Annotated in this window: 13 protein-coding genes and 3 pseudogenes; 6 read left to right on the forward strand and 10 right to left on the reverse strand. The window is 59.6% G+C overall.

The genetic code is table 11. The features are described 5' to 3' along the window. Positions 1 to 56 precede the first annotated feature (56 nt). A complete protein-coding gene (locus B0G82_RS37895; protein WP_121311347.1) occupies positions 57 to 869 on the forward strand; it encodes an Asp/Glu/hydantoin racemase in 813 nt (270 codons plus the stop codon). Between the two features lie 443 nt (positions 870 to 1,312). Here the strand turns inward: B0G82_RS37895 and B0G82_RS37900 are convergent, their stop codons facing one another. Beyond that, positions 1,313 to 1,852 carry an Lrp/AsnC family transcriptional regulator gene (locus tag B0G82_RS37900; protein ID WP_121311348.1) on the reverse strand — a complete coding sequence of 180 codons (540 nt, stop codon included), beginning with the start codon at positions 1,850 to 1,852 and terminating at the stop codon, positions 1,313 to 1,315. A 177-nt stretch (positions 1,853 to 2,029) separates the two neighbouring features. Here B0G82_RS37900 and mdeB point away from each other — a divergent pair, with 177 nt between their 5' ends. The 4 genes from mdeB to lpdA all read left to right on the forward strand — a co-directional run bounded on the left by mdeB (position 2,030) and on the right by lpdA (position 10,228). Further along, positions 2,030 to 4,744 (forward strand): alpha-ketoglutarate dehydrogenase, encoded by a 2,715-nt coding sequence (gene mdeB, locus B0G82_RS37905; RefSeq protein WP_121311349.1) that lies wholly within the window; start codon positions 2,030 to 2,032, stop codon positions 4,742 to 4,744. A gap of 43 nt (positions 4,745 to 4,787) precedes the next feature. Continuing rightward, a complete protein-coding gene (ilvB, locus tag B0G82_RS37910) occupies positions 4,788 to 6,545 on the forward strand; it encodes a biosynthetic-type acetolactate synthase large subunit (protein WP_241975162.1) in 1,758 nt (585 codons plus the stop codon). Positions 6,546 to 6,672: 127 nt separating this feature from the next. After that, a complete protein-coding gene (gene aceF / locus B0G82_RS37915) occupies positions 6,673 to 8,340 on the forward strand; it encodes a dihydrolipoyllysine-residue acetyltransferase (protein WP_121311351.1) in 1,668 nt (555 codons plus the stop codon). A 160-nt stretch (positions 8,341 to 8,500) separates the two neighbouring features. After that, positions 8,501 to 10,228, forward strand: coding sequence for a dihydrolipoyl dehydrogenase (gene lpdA, locus B0G82_RS37920; RefSeq protein WP_121311550.1), 1,728 nt, complete (start codon positions 8,501 to 8,503; stop codon positions 10,226 to 10,228). 55 nt (positions 10,229 to 10,283) lie between these two features. Here lpdA and B0G82_RS40910 read toward each other — a convergent pair. The 6 genes and pseudogenes from B0G82_RS40910 to B0G82_RS40330 all read right to left on the reverse strand — a co-directional run. Then, positions 10,284 to 10,421 (reverse strand): annotated as a pseudogene (locus B0G82_RS40910) (IS110 family transposase); the annotation flags it as partial. Between the two features lie 138 nt (positions 10,422 to 10,559). Continuing rightward, entirely contained in the window at positions 10,560 to 10,730 is a 171-nt protein-coding gene (locus B0G82_RS40255) for a hypothetical protein (RefSeq protein ID WP_166799490.1), read from the reverse strand. Positions 10,731 to 11,017: 287 nt separating this feature from the next. Further along, the gene (locus B0G82_RS37930; RefSeq protein WP_121311353.1) at positions 11,018 to 11,215 is read right to left on the reverse strand and encodes a hypothetical protein; all 198 of its coding nucleotides are present in this window, start codon (positions 11,213 to 11,215) and stop codon (positions 11,018 to 11,020) included. 457 nt (positions 11,216 to 11,672) lie between these two features. Continuing rightward, complete coding sequence (locus B0G82_RS37935; RefSeq protein ID WP_241975121.1) at positions 11,673 to 12,077, reverse strand: hypothetical protein; 405 nt, start codon at positions 12,075 to 12,077, stop codon at positions 11,673 to 11,675. Between the two features lie 81 nt (positions 12,078 to 12,158). Next, positions 12,159 to 12,763, reverse strand: a pseudogene (locus B0G82_RS37940) (ATP-grasp domain-containing protein); the annotation flags it as partial. A gap of 149 nt (positions 12,764 to 12,912) precedes the next feature. Beyond that, positions 12,913 to 13,152 (reverse strand): hypothetical protein, encoded by a 240-nt coding sequence (locus tag B0G82_RS40330; RefSeq protein ID WP_121311354.1) that lies wholly within the window; start codon positions 13,150 to 13,152, stop codon positions 12,913 to 12,915. A 357-nt stretch (positions 13,153 to 13,509) separates the two neighbouring features. Between B0G82_RS40330 and B0G82_RS37950 the strand changes: the two genes are divergently transcribed. Continuing rightward, a complete protein-coding gene (locus B0G82_RS37950; RefSeq protein WP_121311355.1) occupies positions 13,510 to 14,808 on the forward strand; it encodes an MFS transporter in 1,299 nt (432 codons plus the stop codon). A gap of 98 nt (positions 14,809 to 14,906) precedes the next feature. Here B0G82_RS37950 and B0G82_RS37955 read toward each other — a convergent pair. The 3 genes and pseudogenes from B0G82_RS37955 to B0G82_RS37965 all read right to left on the reverse strand — a co-directional run. Next, a pseudogene (locus tag B0G82_RS37955) lies at positions 14,907 to 15,074 on the reverse strand (porin); the annotation flags it as partial. 458 nt (positions 15,075 to 15,532) lie between these two features. Then, complete coding sequence (locus B0G82_RS37960) at positions 15,533 to 16,054, reverse strand: RES domain-containing protein (RefSeq protein ID WP_121311356.1); 522 nt, start codon at positions 16,052 to 16,054, stop codon at positions 15,533 to 15,535. Then, entirely contained in the window at positions 16,051 to 16,458 is a 408-nt protein-coding gene (locus B0G82_RS37965) for a DUF2384 domain-containing protein (protein ID WP_121311357.1), read from the reverse strand. Before B0G82_RS37965 ends, B0G82_RS37960 begins: the two co-directional genes overlap by 4 nt. Between the last annotated feature and the right edge of the window lie 396 nt (positions 16,459 to 16,854).

Below are 16,854 nucleotides of genomic sequence, written 5' to 3' on the forward strand. Positions count from 1 at the left end.
GAGTGAGTGAGCTGAGGCATAACCCTGCCTCAGCCGCTAAGCACGCGAGGTATTGAATGACGAATCAATCTGAATCTCAGGCGCGGCAGTGGGTATCCGTACCCTATGAGCTCACCACCGGAATCGGCAGTCGCGCGCACATAGGGATGGTGGTGATTTCTAATGACCAGACACTCTCGCACGAAGCGAGAGCAATGCTGTCCCTTCCCGGTGTCGCCTTGTATGAAAGCCGCATTCCGACCGCCCGGGGCAGCGGTCAAGCCGTCTCAAAGGACACGCTGAGGCAGCAGGCGGATAAAATCGGCACCGCGATCAAGCTGATAAACTCCATGCGCCCGTCTGACGTCATTGCTTTGGGCTGCACATCGGCCGCAATGGTGATCGGGCAGTCAGAACTCGAACGTCTGGTGCGAGAGGTTCACCCAAGCGCACTCGTAACAGACCCTTTCCGTGGAATTAAGGCTGCACTGAAGGCACTAAAATCCAAGAAGATTGGATACGTCTCTCCATATCCCCAAGACGTTGCGTCAGATATGGTGCACGCATTGGAAGACATCGGAATGGACGTGACCTCAGTTTGTACATTTTCCAATCCTACCGGTTTTATCGGTGATGAAGCACCTTTCATTTCGCCAGAAAGCGTTGCTGACGGTATTCGAAAGGCGGTCCATACTGCAGAAGCGGACACTATTGTCGTTGCGTGTACCCAGATGCGGGCTGCGCAAGTCATCGACGCACTCGAACGAGAAACGGGAAAGCGAATCATTTCCTCGAATCAGGCGTTGTGCTGGCATGCCCTGAGACTTGCGGAATGCGATGATGCTGTCACCGGCTGGGGCCAACTCTTTCACCTGGGGATAGGAGATTAGGCGCTGATCGAAAGACGCAGCTCTGAACTGTGACAGATGTCTGGCTAGTTGCTTCAGTGTTGTTTGCGAATATCCAGCGCAAGAACCGAAAATCCGCGCCATTCGACTCGGATCTTGCGATCGCAGTCGACGTGTGAGTCTCGCTAGACCAGCCGAGCTTGCGGGCGCTACCCAAGTCGTGATTTCTTTGAGATTCAAGAAGGACACTTTGCTTTCGCGGCACGAGACTGATGGCCCGCAGTGTCACGTCTTTTCCCGAGACTGCGGGCCCCGCGCGTACCCTGTGAGCGAAAACGCGGGAGAAGTCCGATGTCAGTTTGCGATTGCACGAGCTATGCCTTTCGATTGCCGTGGGGCTCACTTGATCCGGCGGCCGCATTGCCGTAACACACTCCCAGCACGCAAGGATAGACATCGACGAATAGACATTCGTTGCAGCCTCTTTAGGTCCATTCCTGACGGACCGCATCGCCGCTCGGGAGCACTAGGCCTGCAGTCGGAAGCGGCAACGCGGTCTTATAACGCACTTGTTTGAGCGCAAAGCTGGAGCGGATGTTTGATACACCGGGTATCTTCGTCAACCATTGCACAATAAAGTTCTCAAGGCTCTGCATGTCGGGCACCACAACCCGCAGCAGATAGTCTGCATCCCCTGTCATTAGATAGCACTCCATAACCTCGGGCCGATCTGCGATCTCCTTCTCAAAGACGTAAAGCACTTCTTCCACCTGTTGTTCCAGGCTGACCTGAATGAACACATTGATACGCAATCCGAGCGCACCGGCGTCGAGGAGGGTGACGTGTTGCCGGAACAAGCCGAGCTTTTCAAGTGCGCGTACGCGATTGAAGCAAGGAGTGGGTGACAGGTTAACCGCGCGTGCGAGCTCAGCGTTCGTGATGCGCGCGTTGTCCTGCAACTGGCGGAGGATTGCGATGTCGGTGCGGTCCAAGCGACGGTTCGGGTGCTTTGTTTCGGATGTCATAGTATGGGAATCTGATGCGAGGCCTTGTTTCCAGAATTTATACCCTATCTGAACTGAAAACTACCAGCAAAAGAGACGCACATTTTGTGAGGAGATAGCTAAGCTCTTCTGACACGTTCGAACTGCCCGATTCAAACCGCACGAGTATCGAACCTCACTATTTACCCTGGAGTCGCCATGACCGATTTATCGAACGGTGTTCAGCCCGTTCTCGCCCTCACTCAAACCCGCATCGACCACGATCCGCAGGAGACTGCCGAGTGGATCGCCGCACTGGATGGCGTGGTGGGGCATGTCGGGCTCGAGCGCGCCCAGTATCTTTTCGACCGCCTTGCCGCGCATGCATTGTCGAGCGGCATTGCAACGGCGCGTGCGAATGTCACGCCCTATACGAACACAATTCCGGTCGACCAGCAGCCGCCGTTTCCAGGCGATATCGATACCGAGGAGCGACTTGCCGCCGCGTTACGCTGGAATGCGCTCGCGATGGTTGTGCGGGCGAACCGCGCGTACGGCGAACTCGGTGGACACATCGCGAGCTATGCATCGGCAGCCGATCTTTTCGAAGTCGGTTTCAATCATTTCTTTCACGGTGCGAATGATGCGCAGGGCGGCGACCTCGTCTACTTCCAGCCGCATTCGTCGCCGGGCGTGTATGCGCGCGCTTTTCTTGAGGGCTTCCTGAGCGAGGAACATCTTGAGCACTACCGTCGCGAGATCTCGGGCCCAGGTTTATGTTCTTATCCGCATCCCTGGCTGATGCCTGACTTCTGGCAGTTTCCGACGGGCTCGATGGGCATCGGGCCAATCAACGCGATCTATCAGGCGCGCTTCATGCGTTACTTGCAGAATCGTAGCCTGCTGAAGACGGAAGGCCGTAAGGTCTGGGGCTTTTTTGGCGACGGCGAGATGGACGAGCCAGAATCGATCGGCGCATTGTCGCTCGCGGCACGCGAGGGGCTCGACAACCTGGTCTTCGTGATCAATTGCAATCTGCAGCGGCTGGACGGGCCCGTGCGAAGTAACGGTCGCATCATCGACGAGCTCGAAGCGCAATTTACGGGCGCGGGATGGAACGTCATCAAGGTCGTGTGGGGCTCCGACTGGGATGGCCTTTTCGCACGCGATCGCACCGGCGCCTTGTTACGCGCATTTGCGCATACCGTCGATGGACAGTTTCAGACCTTCTCAGCCAACGATGGCCTCTACAACCGCGAGCGCTTCTTCGGACAGAACGAGGATCTGGCAGCGCTTGCCGCCCATCTGAGCAACGACGATATCGACCGCTTGCGGCGGGGCGGCCATGACGTGCGCAAGCTGTATGCGGCGTACGACAAGGCACTGAAGCATAGTGGTCAGCCCACGGTCATTCTCGCGAAGACAATGAAGGGCTTCGGCATGGGCTCGATCGGCCAGGGGCGTATGACGACGCACCAGCAGAAGAAGCTCGACGTCGAACAACTGAAGGAGTTTCGCGACCGGTTCCGTTTGCCTCTTTCAGACGAGGATGTCGAGCAGATGCGGTTCTATAAGCCGGCGGATAGCAGTCCGGAAATGCGGTATCTGCATGCCCGACGAGCTGCACTCGGCGGGTATCTGCCCCGGAGACGAACAGCGGCGTCGCAGACGCTGACCGTGCCGGCAATGTCGGCCTGGGGGCAATTCGCGCTGGATGCCAACGGTAAAGAGATGTCTACCACGATGGCGATCGTGCGGATGCTCGGTAGCCTCCTGAAAGATGTGTCGCTTGGGCCGCGCATTGTTCCCGTCGTCGCCGACGAGGCACGCACGTTCGGTATGGCGAATCTGTTTCGCCAGGTCGGGATCTATTCGCCGCTCGGGCAACTGTATGAGCCGGAAGACATGGGCTCGATGCTTTACTACCGGGAAGATACTGGCGGACAGATTCTGGAAGAGGGCATCTCGGAGGCTGGCGCTGTGTCGTCGTGGGTCGCGGCGGCAACTTCATACAGCGTGCACGATCTTCCGATGCTGCCTTTCTACATCTATTACTCGATGTTCGGCTTTCAGCGCATCGGCGATCTGATCTGGGCGGCCGCAGACCAGCGTGCACGTGGCTTTCTGGTTGGCGCCACCGCGGGCAAGACGACGCTCGGTGGCGAGGGATTGCAGCATCAGGATGGCACGAGCCATCTGGTGGCTTCAACGGTACCGAACTGCCGCGCATACGATCCTGCATACGCCTACGAGGTGGCCATGATCGTGGACGAAGGCATGCGCGAAATGATCGAACGTCAGCGCGACGTATTCTATTACCTGACCGTGACGAACGAAAACTATGCGCAGGCTTCGCTCCCGGGTGCACCCATCGAAAGCGTCCGCGAGGGGGTGCTCAAGGGGATGTATCCGCTTGACGCGGCATCGCTCGAACGGGCCGAGGTCCAGTTGCTCGGCTCGGGCGCGATTCTGGGTGAAGTGCAGGCGGCGGCGCGCATCCTGAAGGAAGACTGGAATATTGAAGCATCGGTGTGGAGCGTGACAAGCTTTACCGAGTTGCATCGAGACGGCGCCGCAGCCGAGCGCATCGAGCGTTTGTTCGTGGAGGATCAGAGCACTGCTCCGTATGTGACGTCTGCGCTGTCTACCTCCCACGGACCCGTGATCGCGGCGACAGACTATGTACGCGCCGTGCCAGAACTCATCCGCGCGTACGTGCCTCGCCGCTACGTGACGCTCGGTACGGATGGCTTTGGGCGCAGTGACACCCGTGCGGCGTTGCGAGCCTTCTTCGAAGTCGATCGGAATTCGATCGCGATTGCTGCGTTGAAAGCACTTGCGGACGACGGTGCAATCTCGGCCGATATCGTTAGACAGGCCGTTGATCGCTATGGCAAGCGAGACGAGCACAGAGCCGCGCCGTGGCAACGGTGATCCGCACTACGTGGAGCTAAAAATGAAGATTGCGGGTTCGGAGATGCAACAGGTCGCGAAGGCAGATCCTTCGGGCGTGTCGGGCAAAGACGTCCATGCATCGGGAGCACAGATTGTCATATCCGTATTGAGTGAGGAGGGCGTTGATACGGTTTGGGGATATCCGGGCGGTGCCGTCCTGCCGCTTTACGATGCGCTCCAGGAAACTGTCGATATCACGCATTTACTGGTTCGCCATGAACAGGCCGCCGTGCACGCAGCAGATGGCTTTTCGCGTGCAACGGGAAAGGTGGGCGTTGCGCTGGTGACGTCGGGGCCAGGAGTGACAAACGCAGTGACGGGCATTGCTACCGCCTATTTTGATTCGATTCCGATGGTGGTGATCTCCGGCAATGTTCCCACACACTCTATAGGAACCGATGCGTTTCAGGAGTGTGATGCTGTCGGGATCACACGGTCGATCGTGAAGCACAACTTTCTAGTGCTGGACGTCTCACAACTTGCGAGGACATTAAAGAGCGCGTTTCACATCGCCCGCACCGGGCGTCCCGGGCCTGTACTAGTCGATATTCCCAAGGACGTACTTCAGGCGAAGACGCCATTGTGCATCCCTGAAACGGTTTCCTTGCGATCCTATCGCCCGCGTATGGACCCTCATATCGGGCAGGTGCGTCGCGCGGCCCAGGCGCTCGCGCGCGCACGCAGGCCGTGTATTTTCGTGGGCGGCGGCGCGGTCGCCTCCGGTGCAAGCGACGAAATCGCGGAACTCGCGCATCGACTCGGTTCACCGGTGACAAACACGTTAATGGCGCTCGGCGCGTTTCCCGGCTCAGACAGCAGATGCTTAGGGATGCCGGGACTGCATGGTACGTACGAAGCCAACATGGCGATGCAGCATTGTGATGTGCTGATTGCGCTCGGTGCGAGATTCGATGACCGGGTCATCGGGAATACCAGAGACTTCCGATCGGACCGAAGGACAATTATTCATGTTGATATCGACCCCACGACCATCGACAAGCGGGTGCAGGTTGATATTCCGATCGTAGGGGATGTCAAGACTGTGGCGCACGCGATTCTGACCTTGCTCGAAGAGCAGTGTACCAATGCTGAAAATCGCAGTGACTGGTGGCATCAGATAGGGACCTGGCGGGAGAAGCGTTGCCTGGCCTACGAACCGGACGCCGACGTAATCAAGCCGCAGTTTGTCATCCAACGGCTCTGGGAAGCGACTGGAGGGGATGCCTATATTTGCTCCGACGTCGGGCAGCATCAGATGTGGGCCGCGCAGCTCTACGGGTTCAACAAGCCTCGTCGATGGATCAACTCGGGCGGCCTGGGAACGATGGGCGTGGGACTGCCTTACGCCATGGGAGTGAAACGTGCGTTTCCGGATGCAGATGTGGTTGCAGTGACAGGCGACGGGTCAATCCAGATGTGCATCCAGGAGTTATCGACCTGCAAGCAGTACGACCTCGGGGTCAAAATCGTTTCGCTCAACAATGGCTATCTGGGCATGGTGCGGCAACTGCAGCATGTGAGTTACGGCGACCGGTACTCGCATTCGTACATGGACGCATTGCCTGACTTCGTGGCGCTTGCCGGCGCATATGGGCACGTCGGTTTTCGCATCGAGCGCCCGTGCGATGTCGAGCCCGTATTGCGCGAAGCACTTGCCATGAAACACCGTACCGTGTTCATGGATTTTGCCACTGATGCATCGGAGAACGTTTGGCCGATGGTTCGAGCAGGCGCGGGCTTGACCGACATGCTGATGAATTCGGGCGACCTCGACCGCTAGGTCAGTCTGGCCAGGACTGCGCGAAGCGGTGGTGCCTTGCTGTTTGCTCGGACACTGATGCATTCATGAGACGTCGTGCGAATAGATTGTTGGTCTCGCGTTGAGCCGCCATTGGGAGAATACTGAGGTGCATGTTACAGAAATTAAGGTGCCGGATATCGGCGATTACAACGACGTTCCTGTAATCGAGGTGCTGGTGAAGGCGGGTGATAGCGTCGAGAAAGAGCAATCGCTTGTCACGCTGGAATCCGACAAGGCGACCATGGACGTGCCGAGCTCGGCCGCTGGCGTGGTCAAGGAAGTGAAGGTCAAGGTCGGCGACAGCGTGTCGGAAGGCTCGCTGATCGTCGTGCTGGACGGCGCTGAAGGCGGCGCTGCTGCGCCGGCTTCGGCGTCTGCTGCTGCTCCGGCGGCGGCCCCGGCCCGGCCCCTCGCGCGCACACCGGCTGGCGCGCCCGTGGCTGCCCCGGCCGCAAGCGGCGGCGGCCTGCAGGAAGTCAAGGTGCCGGATATCGGCGACTACAAAGACATTCCCGTGATCGAAGTCGCGGTAAAGGTAGGCGATCGTGTCGAGAAAGAGCAGTCGCTCTTGACGCTCGAATCCGACAAGGCGACCATGGACGTGCCGAGCCCGGCCGCCGGTGTCGTCAAGGAAGTGAAGGTCAAGGTCGGCGATACCGTGTCGGAAGGCTCGGTGATCGTCGTGGTGGAAGCTGAAGGCGGCGCGGCTGCGCCGGCGCCGGCTCCCGCAACGAAACACGAAACCGAGAAGCTCTCGGATGCGCCCGCTGTTCCCTCGCCACCACCGGCCTCGCCGTCGGCGCTCGCGCAGGCGCTGCAGATTCCGGCGGGCGAGGGCGGCACGCGCCGCATCAGCCACGCTTCGCCGTCCGTGCGCAAGTTCGCGCGCGAACTCGGCGTCGACGTGACGCAAGTGCAGGGAACGGGGCCGAAAGGCCGTATCACCCAAGCCGACGTGACCGCGTTCATCAAGGGCGTCTTGACCGTTCAGTGCGCGACGCCGGCTAGTGCTGCGGCGCCGGCTGCGGCAGGCGGCGGCGAGCTGAACCTGCTGCCGTGGCCGAAGGTCGACTTCTCGAAGTTCGGCCCGTTCGAGGCGAAGCCGCTGTCGCGCATCAAGAAGATCTCGGGCGCGAACCTGCATCGCAACTGGGTGATGATCCCGCACGTCACGAACAATGACGAAGCCGACATCACCGATCTCGAAGCGCTACGTGTCCAACTTAACAAGGAACACGAAAAGGCGGGCGTGAAGTTCACGATGCTCGCGTTCGTGATCAAGGCGAGCGTCGCCGCGTTGAAGAAGTTCCCGACCTTCAATGCGAGCCTCGACGGCGATAACCTAGTCTTCAAGCAGTACTACCACATCGGTTTTGCCGCCGACACGCCGAACGGTCTCGTCGTCCCGGTGATCCGCGATGCGGACAGGAAGGGACTCGTCGACATCGCGAAGGAAATGGCCGAGCTCTCGAAGCTCGCCCGCGAAGGCAAGCTCAAGCCGGACCAGATGCAGGGCGGCTGCTTTTCGATCTCGTCGCTCGGCGGCATCGGCGGCACGAACTTCACGCCGATCGTCAACGCGCCGGAAGTGGCGATCCTCGGGTTGTCGCGCGGGCAGATGAAGCCGGTGTGGGACGGCAAGCAGTTCGTGCCACGTCTCATCCTTCCGCTTTCCTTGTCCTGGGACCATCGAGTTATCGATGGTGCAGAAGCAGGGCGGTTCAATGCCTACTTGAAAGCAATCCTGGGTGATTTTCGTCGTATCACGCTCTGAGTGACGCCGGTCGGTGGCCGACGATTGGAATGCATAGGATCGCATCTCACATACGCCCTTATGTCGGACACGTGACCTATCTCAGGCATTTAGCACTGCGCTGATACGTTCTTTCGGCACTTTCGGCAAGCAATAACCCTCCCGACCATAAGGGACAATGATGAGTCTCATCGAAGTCAAGGTTCCGGATATCGGCGATTTCAGCGGTGTCGATGTCATCGAAGTCAATGTGAAGCTTGGCGACGTGATCGAAGAGGAGCAGACGCTCATTACGCTCGAATCGGACAAAGCCTCCATGGAGGTGCCGAGCGATCTTGCCGGCACGGTCAAGGAAATCAAGATCAAGGCGGGCGACAAGGTCTCGCAAGGCACCGTGATCGCGCTCGTCGAAGCGGCGGCCGCGGCCGCTGAACCTGCAAAGGCTGCCGAACCGGCGAAGCCCGCTGCGCCCGCGCCGCAAGCCGGCAGCTACGCGGGCGCCGCCGACATCGAGTGCGACATGCTTGTGCTCGGCGCCGGCCCCGGCGGCTATTCGGCCGCGTTCCGTGCAGCCGATCTCGGCATGAAGACGGTGCTCGTCGAACGCTTCTCGACGCTCGGCGGCGTGTGCCTGAATGTGGGCTGCATTCCGTCGAAGGCGCTGCTGCACACCGCGCTCGTCGTCGAAGAGGCCGAAGCGCTCGCATCGCACGGCATCACGTTCGGCAAGCCCGAAATCAGCCTCGACAAGCTGCGCGACTTCAAGTCCGGCGTCGTCAAGAAGCTGACGACGGGCCTCGCCGGCATGGCAAAGGCACGCAAGGTCGAAGTCGTGACGGGCGTCGGCGCATTCGTCGATCCGCACCACATGGAAGTGCAGGGCGGCAAGAAGGTCGTCCGCTTCAAGCAGGCGATCATCGCCGCGGGCTCGGAAGCGGTGAAGCTGCCGTTCGTTCCGGAAGATCCGCGTGTGGTCGATTCGACCGGCGCGCTCGAACTGCGTCAGATTCCGCAACGCATGCTGGTAATCGGCGGCGGCATTATCGGTCTCGAAGTGGCCACCGTCTACGCGACGCTCGGCGCCGAGATCGACGTTGTCGAAATGCTCGACAACCTGATGAACAGCGCGGACCGCGACCTCGTCAAGGTCTGGGAGAAGTACAACGCGAAGCGCTTCGGCAACGTGATGCTGAAGACCAAGACCGTGGGCGCGGAAGCGAAGGAAGACGGCATCTACGTGAAGTTCGAGGGCGAGAAGGCGCCGGCGGAAGCGCAGCGCTACGACCTCGTGCTGGTCGCGGTGGGCCGCAGCCCGAACGGCAAGAAGATCGGTGCCGACAAGGCCGGCGTTGCCGTCAAGGATCGCGGTTTCATCGACGTCGACAAGCAGATGCGCACGAACGTCCCGCACATCTTCGCGATCGGTGACGTCGTCGGTCAGCCGATGCTCGCGCACAAGGCCGTGCATGAAGGCCACGTCGCAGCGGAAGCCGCGCACGGCGAGAAGGCGTACTTCGACGCACTGCAGATCCCGTCGGTGGCGTACACCGATCCGGAAGTGGCGTGGGCCGGCAAGACCGAAGACCAGTGCAAGGCCGAAAACATCAAGTACGGCAAGGCAGTGTTCCCGTGGGCCGCTTCGGGCCGCGCGATCGCCAATGGTCGCGACGAGGGCTTCACGAAGTTGATCTTCGACGAAGAGACGCATCGCGTGATCGGTGGCGGCATCGTCGGCCTGAATGCGGGCGATCTCATCAGCGAAGTGTGCCTCGCGGTAGAAATGGGCGCGGATGCGACCGATATCGGCAAGACGATCCATCCGCACCCGACGCTTGGCGAATCCGTCGGCATGGCGGCCGAACTATACAAAGGTATCTGCACGGACCTGCCGCCGCAACGTAAATGGTGAGCGTGCCGATCAGCGATGCGGCGCACGGCCAGTGTCGTGGATCGGCGACAAGTCAACCTTCATCGCGGCCGATGGCCACTGGAATGGCGTCGATAGCGGAAAGTTGGTCGACGACGAACAGAAGTCGATCGTAAGCCTTGAGTTGGATGATGAGGGCGCGCAGCTACGCCTCGTCGTCGGGTAGCGCCTTTGAATCGGCACTCATAAAAGATTGGGCGAAAAGGTCGTCACGAGTGTAGCCAGAATTCTGCTGCGGTAGGTCCACATAGAGGGCCAGAGCGCACAGTCCAAGCCAGCCTTGAGCAAATGGCGCATGGGCGGTATAGATGCGCTATCTTCGCTCGCGAAAAGAATCCTCGCTGGTGACGGACTCGCGAACACTGTCAGCAAAGCGCCGTAGGGCCTCCAGCGATCCGTAGACGCTCTTGTATTCTTCGCGGCCGATCCGGCCGTCGAGCACGATCAGCATGCCAGATTCACGCGCCATCGTTTCCATGTCCATCGCCGTCTTCCTTTCCCATGCTGGCGAGTGCGCCGGTGTGCTTCATTCGGTCATCGCAATCGCTCTAAAGCTCGGCCGCTCCAATGCGGGAGGAAACACGCACCACGATCCGTCGTCATGCCGAAAAAAGAATATCGCCTGAGCTCCTGACGCGCCGAGAGATTCCACCCGTACACATCGGATGGATCTGGTTTTGGCATGCCTTGGCCGACTCAAAGATATCGTCGAACCAGGCGCAGGGGCGAGCCACTTGTCAATCAGGCTTCGAAGAGACGTACCGTTGCTGCTCATCTTCTGCTCCTCGCCTTCAGTCGCTTAGCGCTCCCGCAGGCAATCTCCTGCAAAGGATTGCCACGCAGGCCCAGTGCATCCCCCAGCCGCAAGATGACGTAAAAGCGCTTGCCGTACAGCAGATGGGGCGGTTTTTTTTCGTGCTCGGCAATCGCAAGCTCGGCCGCGGACACTGGATCGTCCACGACAGGCATGCAAGTGTGCCGCTCAAAAGCTGGGAGAATCCGGTCCTTCGCCGCTCTCAGTAAGTTAACTATACTAGGTATATCTAGTATGTATAGAAGGGTTTTCACCAGGAGTCTTGGCAAAAACCAGATGAATCTCTTTGGGTCGCATTCCCCGTCGCTTGCGACGAAGGCCGGTCGAAGACCGGCTGCTTGGAAAGGGGCTGAAACCCGTCGGTCAGTAGAGGGCATTTGACATAAAAGAAATGATCAATTGTTTATTATGCAATCCTAATAGATGTACCGCCGATGCTCGAGTGTTCAACGACGTTAGCGCTCCGCCTTGCGGTATCTGAACGTGGTGAGTGTGGCTTCGCGCTGTTAGCTCACAGCCAAGGATGTCGCAGGGTGACCTCATACGCCCACAAGCCAGTGCAGCGGCGCGAGAGTTACTCCTCCACGACGATCGGCGAGCTTTCCATTCCCGCTAGAAAATCCCTGAGCTGCTCTTCGGCGTGACGTACCGCATGCAGTGGTGCGCGGGCAAGTTTTCGTCATACAGAGCTATCAGTTCTTCAAAGTGACCGATGACGTCCGGCGTGAGGCGCCATTCGCCCGTCTCATGCTCGTGCGCCAGTGCCATCTCCACAGCGCACTCGGCGACCTTGAAATGTTCGGCTGGATGCCTTGCGTATCCCGCACGTTGCAAAAAATAAGCAAGATAGACGGCGCGCATCAGTTCGTTGATCAGGTGACTGTTCATCTGGCATTCACGACATGCGACCAGCGCCAGATGCAGCCTCAGGGACTGTTCGCTGGCGGATGCACGATCCATCGGTAATAACAGCGCTTTTGTCAGCGGCCGGCGTGGCTGGCCGTCCGTATTTTCCACGTGCGCACATCGATGCCGTTGGCGGGTGAGGATCCACCTTCCTTTGCTCTCAGATTCGGGGGTGGGACGCGTTCATTTCGTGTCCTCGCGCATGCGGATCGGATTCAATCCGAGCATCGTCATGCCGTAGCCGTGGTACAACTCCCAGAACTTGGGCAGATGCTCCACCAGCGGCGAGATGATCTGCCGCGGCGCCCCGAGCGCGGACAGCGCATTGGCCACCATGAAGGCTTTCAGGCCGGTGAGCGGACCGAAGGGCACCTAGGCCACCTGGGTCCTGTCGAGCTCTTCGATGTCGATGCCGCCGTGGTGACTCAGCGTCATCGTCGGCGCACGGAAATTCGTCGAGTCTGTGATCGAGAAACAGACCTCGTGCACGGCGGGTACGCCGGCCTCGAAGGTGACACCGTTGGCCTTGGCCACCGTATTGCCGACGCGGTGTCTCGACAAAGTACAGTCGTTCCTTTTCCTTAAATGCAGTCCTGAGGTCAGCAGCCTTGCCGATCAGCCCGGACTTCCCTTCTTGCCGACGCCCCTTTGAAGACCGGCTCGATGAACACCAGGCCGTACCTGTCGATCAGTGCGCGGATCTCTTCTTCGCTCGCGTCGGGCCCGAGCACCTCAGTGGTCAGGAAGTCGACAAACTGGAGCATCTTGGCTCCGTGCAGCATGCCCGTGACTTGCATGATGACCTCGCAGTGTAGAAGCGCTGGTTAGACATTGCGCGACAGGATATCAGCACGGTCGTGAGTAGTCGCCCCGCCGGTCCGGGCCACCATCGGGCGACCGGCAACAACGTCATGCGATTGCCCTCGGTCAGGATGCGCTCGCCGATCTACGCGACCGCGAGACAGAAGGAGGCGAACATCACTGCCGCTGTACGGAGGCACTCGTCGCGGACGAAGTTGGCGACCGACGGATCATTCTGCTTATGCAGCTCGCTATCAACTTTCTGAATTGTCAAAGACGCGTCATGCGTGCCGTGACGACTGAAGTCCGCACTTAAGAGCATCGTGCGCGCAGCATTCAGGACATAGCACTGCGCGCGCAGCGCGGATAGTGTGTCTACCCCCATGCGTACAGTCGTCAAACGGCCCCGGCTGGGGTCGCCAGTACGCGCTTCCGCACGAGTTTGCGCGGAAGATTGCGGCGGCAATGGCGAAAGTTAGTGTTGGGAAGTATGCTGACAACGCATGGTCACCGTTCATGGGGCGCTCCACAGGCGCAACGGCATCTACCGCGGCGCAGCGTTACTGAATTCGGCGATCGAAAAACGACAGAAGAGCGGTGCACGGTGGGACCGGATTGACGCTGTTGGCGGTTCGTTTGCAAAGTGCGGTGCCGTCGGGTCAGCAAGGCAAATGCTCCGGACCTGCCGGCTCACAAGACAGACAAACGCAAGGAGACAGTAATCATGAACCCTTCAACCGGCATGGCGGCCGACGCACCCAGCCCGCCCCGCTCAAAGGTCGGCGCCGTTTTGCGCGTCACCAGCGGTAACTTCCTCGAACAGTTCGACTTCTTTCTGTTTGGCTTTTACGCCACCTACATTTCGAAGGTGTTTTTTCCGACAAGCAGCGAGTTCGCCTCGCTGATGTTGACGTTCGCCGTGTTTGGCGCGGGCTTCCTGATGCGGCCGTTAGGCGCCATCGTGCTTGGCGCCTACATCGATGAAGTCGGCCGTCGCAAGGGCCTGATCGTGACGCTATCGCTCATGGCGAGTGGCACGATACTCATCGCCGCTGTCCCCGGCTACGCAACGATCGGCATGTTGGCGCCGGCGCTGGTGCTGATCGGCCGGCTGCTACAGGGCTTCTCGGCTGGCGCCGAACTGGGCGGCGTGTCGGTCTATCTGGCTGAAATGGCGACGCCGGGCCACAAGGGCTTTTATACGAGCTGGCAGTCGGCAAGCCAGCAGGTCGCGATTGTGGTTGCAGCGGGGCTCGGCTATGCACTCAACAGCTGGATGTCCGCGGCGAGTATCGGTCTGTGGGGCTGGCGCATCCCGTTCTTTATCGGCTGTGCGATCGTACCGTTCCTGTTCGTGTTGCGCCGTTCGCTACAGGAAACCGAGGAGTTCAAGGCGAGGCAGCACCATCCGAAGACAAAGGAAATCCTCGCGACGATGATGGCGAACTGGCAAATCGTGTTCGCCGGCATGCTGCTGGTTGCGATGACGACCACCACGTTCTATCTGATTACCGTCTACACGCCGACGTTCGGCCGGGCCGTCCTGAAACTTAGCACCGCCGACAGTCTCGTCGCTACGCTGTGCGTTGGCGTTTCCAATTTTATCTGGCTGCCGATTGGCGGTGCGCTGTCGGATCGTATTGGACGCCGGCCGCTTCTGATCGGAATCACGGTACTTGCCATTTTCACCACCTATCCGGCGCTTTCATGGCTGGCGGCAGCGCCGAGCTTCCTCCGGATGCTGCTCGTCCTGCAGTGGCTCTCATTCTTCTTCGGCATCTACAATGGGGCAATGGTCGTCGCGCTGACTGAAGTGATGCCGGTCAGTGTCCGCGTGGCAGGGTTTTCGCTGGCATACAGTCTTGCGACAGCGCTCTTCGGCGGATTTACACCTGCAGTGTCGACATTTCTGATTGAGGTCACGCATGACAAGGCTGCACCGGGATACTGGATGAGCTTCGCCGCGTTGTGCGGGCTGGTTGCGACGCTTGTCCTGTATCGTCGCGGTGGCGCGGTGGAACGTTCGGCGAAAGTGGTTTGACGGTAGCCGGTAGCTCAGTCGATAGACGTCATTCCCGGCGCCCGGCGTCGGAGTGGTGAGGCCTTGCCAGACGGCGCTGTTTTTTTGATGGCCACGATTGCGCTGGCAAAAATACCGTTGCTGAACAGTTTCTTCGACGCCACGCCATTGTTATAACGCGTACCGGTCGCGCTGCCCGCATAGTAAATCATCTGCTTGAAGTTGTTCGCCTTCGTCCAGCCGCCTTCTTCCGTCGTCAGCCGTGCACTGCGGTACGGGTCACCATAATGGCTCGAATGTCGCGTGACGGTCACGCGGAGTGTCCGGATTCAGTTCGCCATTGGGCGTGATGATCGTCTTGCGGCTCGTGCCGTTGCGGTGGCCGATCGACACACCCCGAGATGATATCCAAGATCTGACGCCAACTCGTTGCGTCGGTGGCGCTGCATGGGTAGCGGCGATCGCGCAGCTGGAAATGACTGTTTTGGGAAGAAACGGCTGTCCGCAACGGGACCGCTGAGAGACGTTGATCCGCGATCAAGTCACGCGCTCGCCCCCCGCGGGGGATTCACCGCTGGCAGGTCGAAGCGCGGTGAACGTCGATTCGAAGTTGCAGGGGCTGGGCGTCGGGCATAAATCGGGGCAGTCATCCCTCCCAGTTGACCGGCAAGCCTTCGAAGGAACGCCATCGGCGCGGTCGGTCTGATTTGCCATCAGGGGAGTGGTCCGCCTGCGGTTCGGCCTTCTACATCCACGACGTTTGATTTCGGGGAAGCGCGTGCTGCGGGTCGTACACCTCGAGCCGGTCTGTCGACCCAAGCTCGTCCACGTAGAGCACCAGGTTCGCTCCGTGCGGCGACAGATGTGAGCTGAGCAGAATCTCTTTCGCGCCCGCAGCCACGACTTCGTCACCGAGTACCCAGCTCGGTGGCTCGATGCGCTGATTGAACCAGCAACCTCGCCAGTCGCAATAGAAGTCTTCCCAGAGTACAGCCCATTTGTCGCCTTGATAGCCACCGGTGAAATCGACAACAGGGTCGATGCTCAGCTGGTAACTGACGAGCGTGCCGGGTGGCATCAATGGCGAGACCTGCTGATTTTCCCGTACGGCAGTATCGAGATCCAGCGCAAGGTAGAGGGCGGCGAGTCCGACGCGATTTGCCCGTCCTCCATGCTTGCCCGCGCCGGCGCCGCTCGTAGGTGCGACTGCCCACTTTGGCGCGTGCATGCGGTAGGCCGTGATGCCGGAAATGGCGGTGAGGATCATCCTGCCGCGCCTGCTTCGAGAGACGAAACGTAGCGAAGAAGGTCGTCAGTCCGGCCATCGGAAACCAGTTGCTCCGCCGTCCTGTAGTCGAAGACAGGTAAAGGTTCGTTCCTGTACCAGAAGAGGGCCTGAGTCACGTCCCCGCAAATGTCCGTCGCCGCGCGGATAACACGGAGAGCTTCGCGCAGAAACCGCTGGACGCTTTCAGACGCGGGTTGACGACTGAGCGTATTGCGATGCACGTGCGCCTGCTGGGCCAGCGTCTGCAGGTCGATATGCAGCGCCTCGCCGAAGCGACGGGCCGAGACGACCGGCGCAGGACTGTCCGGGTCGCGCAGCGATGCCATAAACTGTTCGAAACTGGCGCCTGCTTTCGGGCTGACGACGGGGAATTCTGGGTTCATTTCAATCTCGGTGCACAATATGTGCACAATATTAGCGCGAGTCGTGAATTCTGGACCAGATGTGACGCGCGATTCGCGCAAAAGTGTCGATTTCCGCCGCGCAAAGGCTCGCTCGCAGGTACAGCTCTTTTCTCCACCAGAAACGTCAAGGCATCAGGACGCTGATGAGCATGAGCCGCGCGTAGGTTAAGATGCGCGTACGATGGAAAGCGTCGACGATTGATGCGTCACCAAATCCCCCGCCCTCGCCCGTAGCGTTATCGATCTGACGAACGGTCGTCGCTCCACTTTCGCCAGGCGGTAGCGCATGACCGATGCAATGCGGCCATCGGAGGTACTATCTTGTCCGCAGGGCCACCCTGTGCGCAGGATTTGGGTGCATCGCCAATGGCGGTC

The sequence above is a fragment of the Paraburkholderia sp. BL17N1 genome (genome assembly GCF_003634175.1).
GTDB lineage: Bacteria > Pseudomonadota > Gammaproteobacteria > Burkholderiales > Burkholderiaceae > Paraburkholderia.

What these genes read in the sequence shown, in the direction of transcription:
- B0G82_RS37895 (WP_121311347.1), top strand. Translation starts at nt 57, where the DNA reads ATGACGAATCAATCTGAATCTCAGGCGCGGCAGTGGGTATCCGTACCC.
- B0G82_RS37900 (WP_121311348.1), bottom strand. Translation starts at nt 1,852, where the DNA reads ATGACATCCGAAACAAAGCACCCGAACCGTCGCTTGGACCGCACCGAC.
- mdeB (WP_121311349.1), top strand. Translation starts at nt 2,030, where the DNA reads ATGACCGATTTATCGAACGGTGTTCAGCCCGTTCTCGCCCTCACTCAA.
- ilvB (WP_241975162.1), top strand. Translation starts at nt 4,788, where the DNA reads ATGCAACAGGTCGCGAAGGCAGATCCTTCGGGCGTGTCGGGCAAAGAC.
- lpdA (WP_121311550.1), top strand. Translation starts at nt 8,501, where the DNA reads ATGAGTCTCATCGAAGTCAAGGTTCCGGATATCGGCGATTTCAGCGGT.
- B0G82_RS40255 (WP_166799490.1), bottom strand. Translation starts at nt 10,730, where the DNA reads ATGGACATGGAAACGATGGCGCGTGAATCTGGCATGCTGATCGTGCTC.
- B0G82_RS37930 (WP_121311353.1), bottom strand. Translation starts at nt 11,215, where the DNA reads ATGCCTGTCGTGGACGATCCAGTGTCCGCGGCCGAGCTTGCGATTGCC.
- B0G82_RS40330 (WP_121311354.1), bottom strand. Translation starts at nt 13,152, where the DNA reads ATGGGGGTAGACACACTATCCGCGCTGCGCGCGCAGTGCTATGTCCTG.
- B0G82_RS37950 (WP_121311355.1), top strand. Translation starts at nt 13,510, where the DNA reads ATGGCGGCCGACGCACCCAGCCCGCCCCGCTCAAAGGTCGGCGCCGTT.
- B0G82_RS37960 (WP_121311356.1), bottom strand. Translation starts at nt 16,054, where the DNA reads ATGATCCTCACCGCCATTTCCGGCATCACGGCCTACCGCATGCACGCG.
- B0G82_RS37965 (WP_121311357.1), bottom strand. Translation starts at nt 16,458, where the DNA reads ATGAACCCAGAATTCCCCGTCGTCAGCCCGAAAGCAGGCGCCAGTTTC.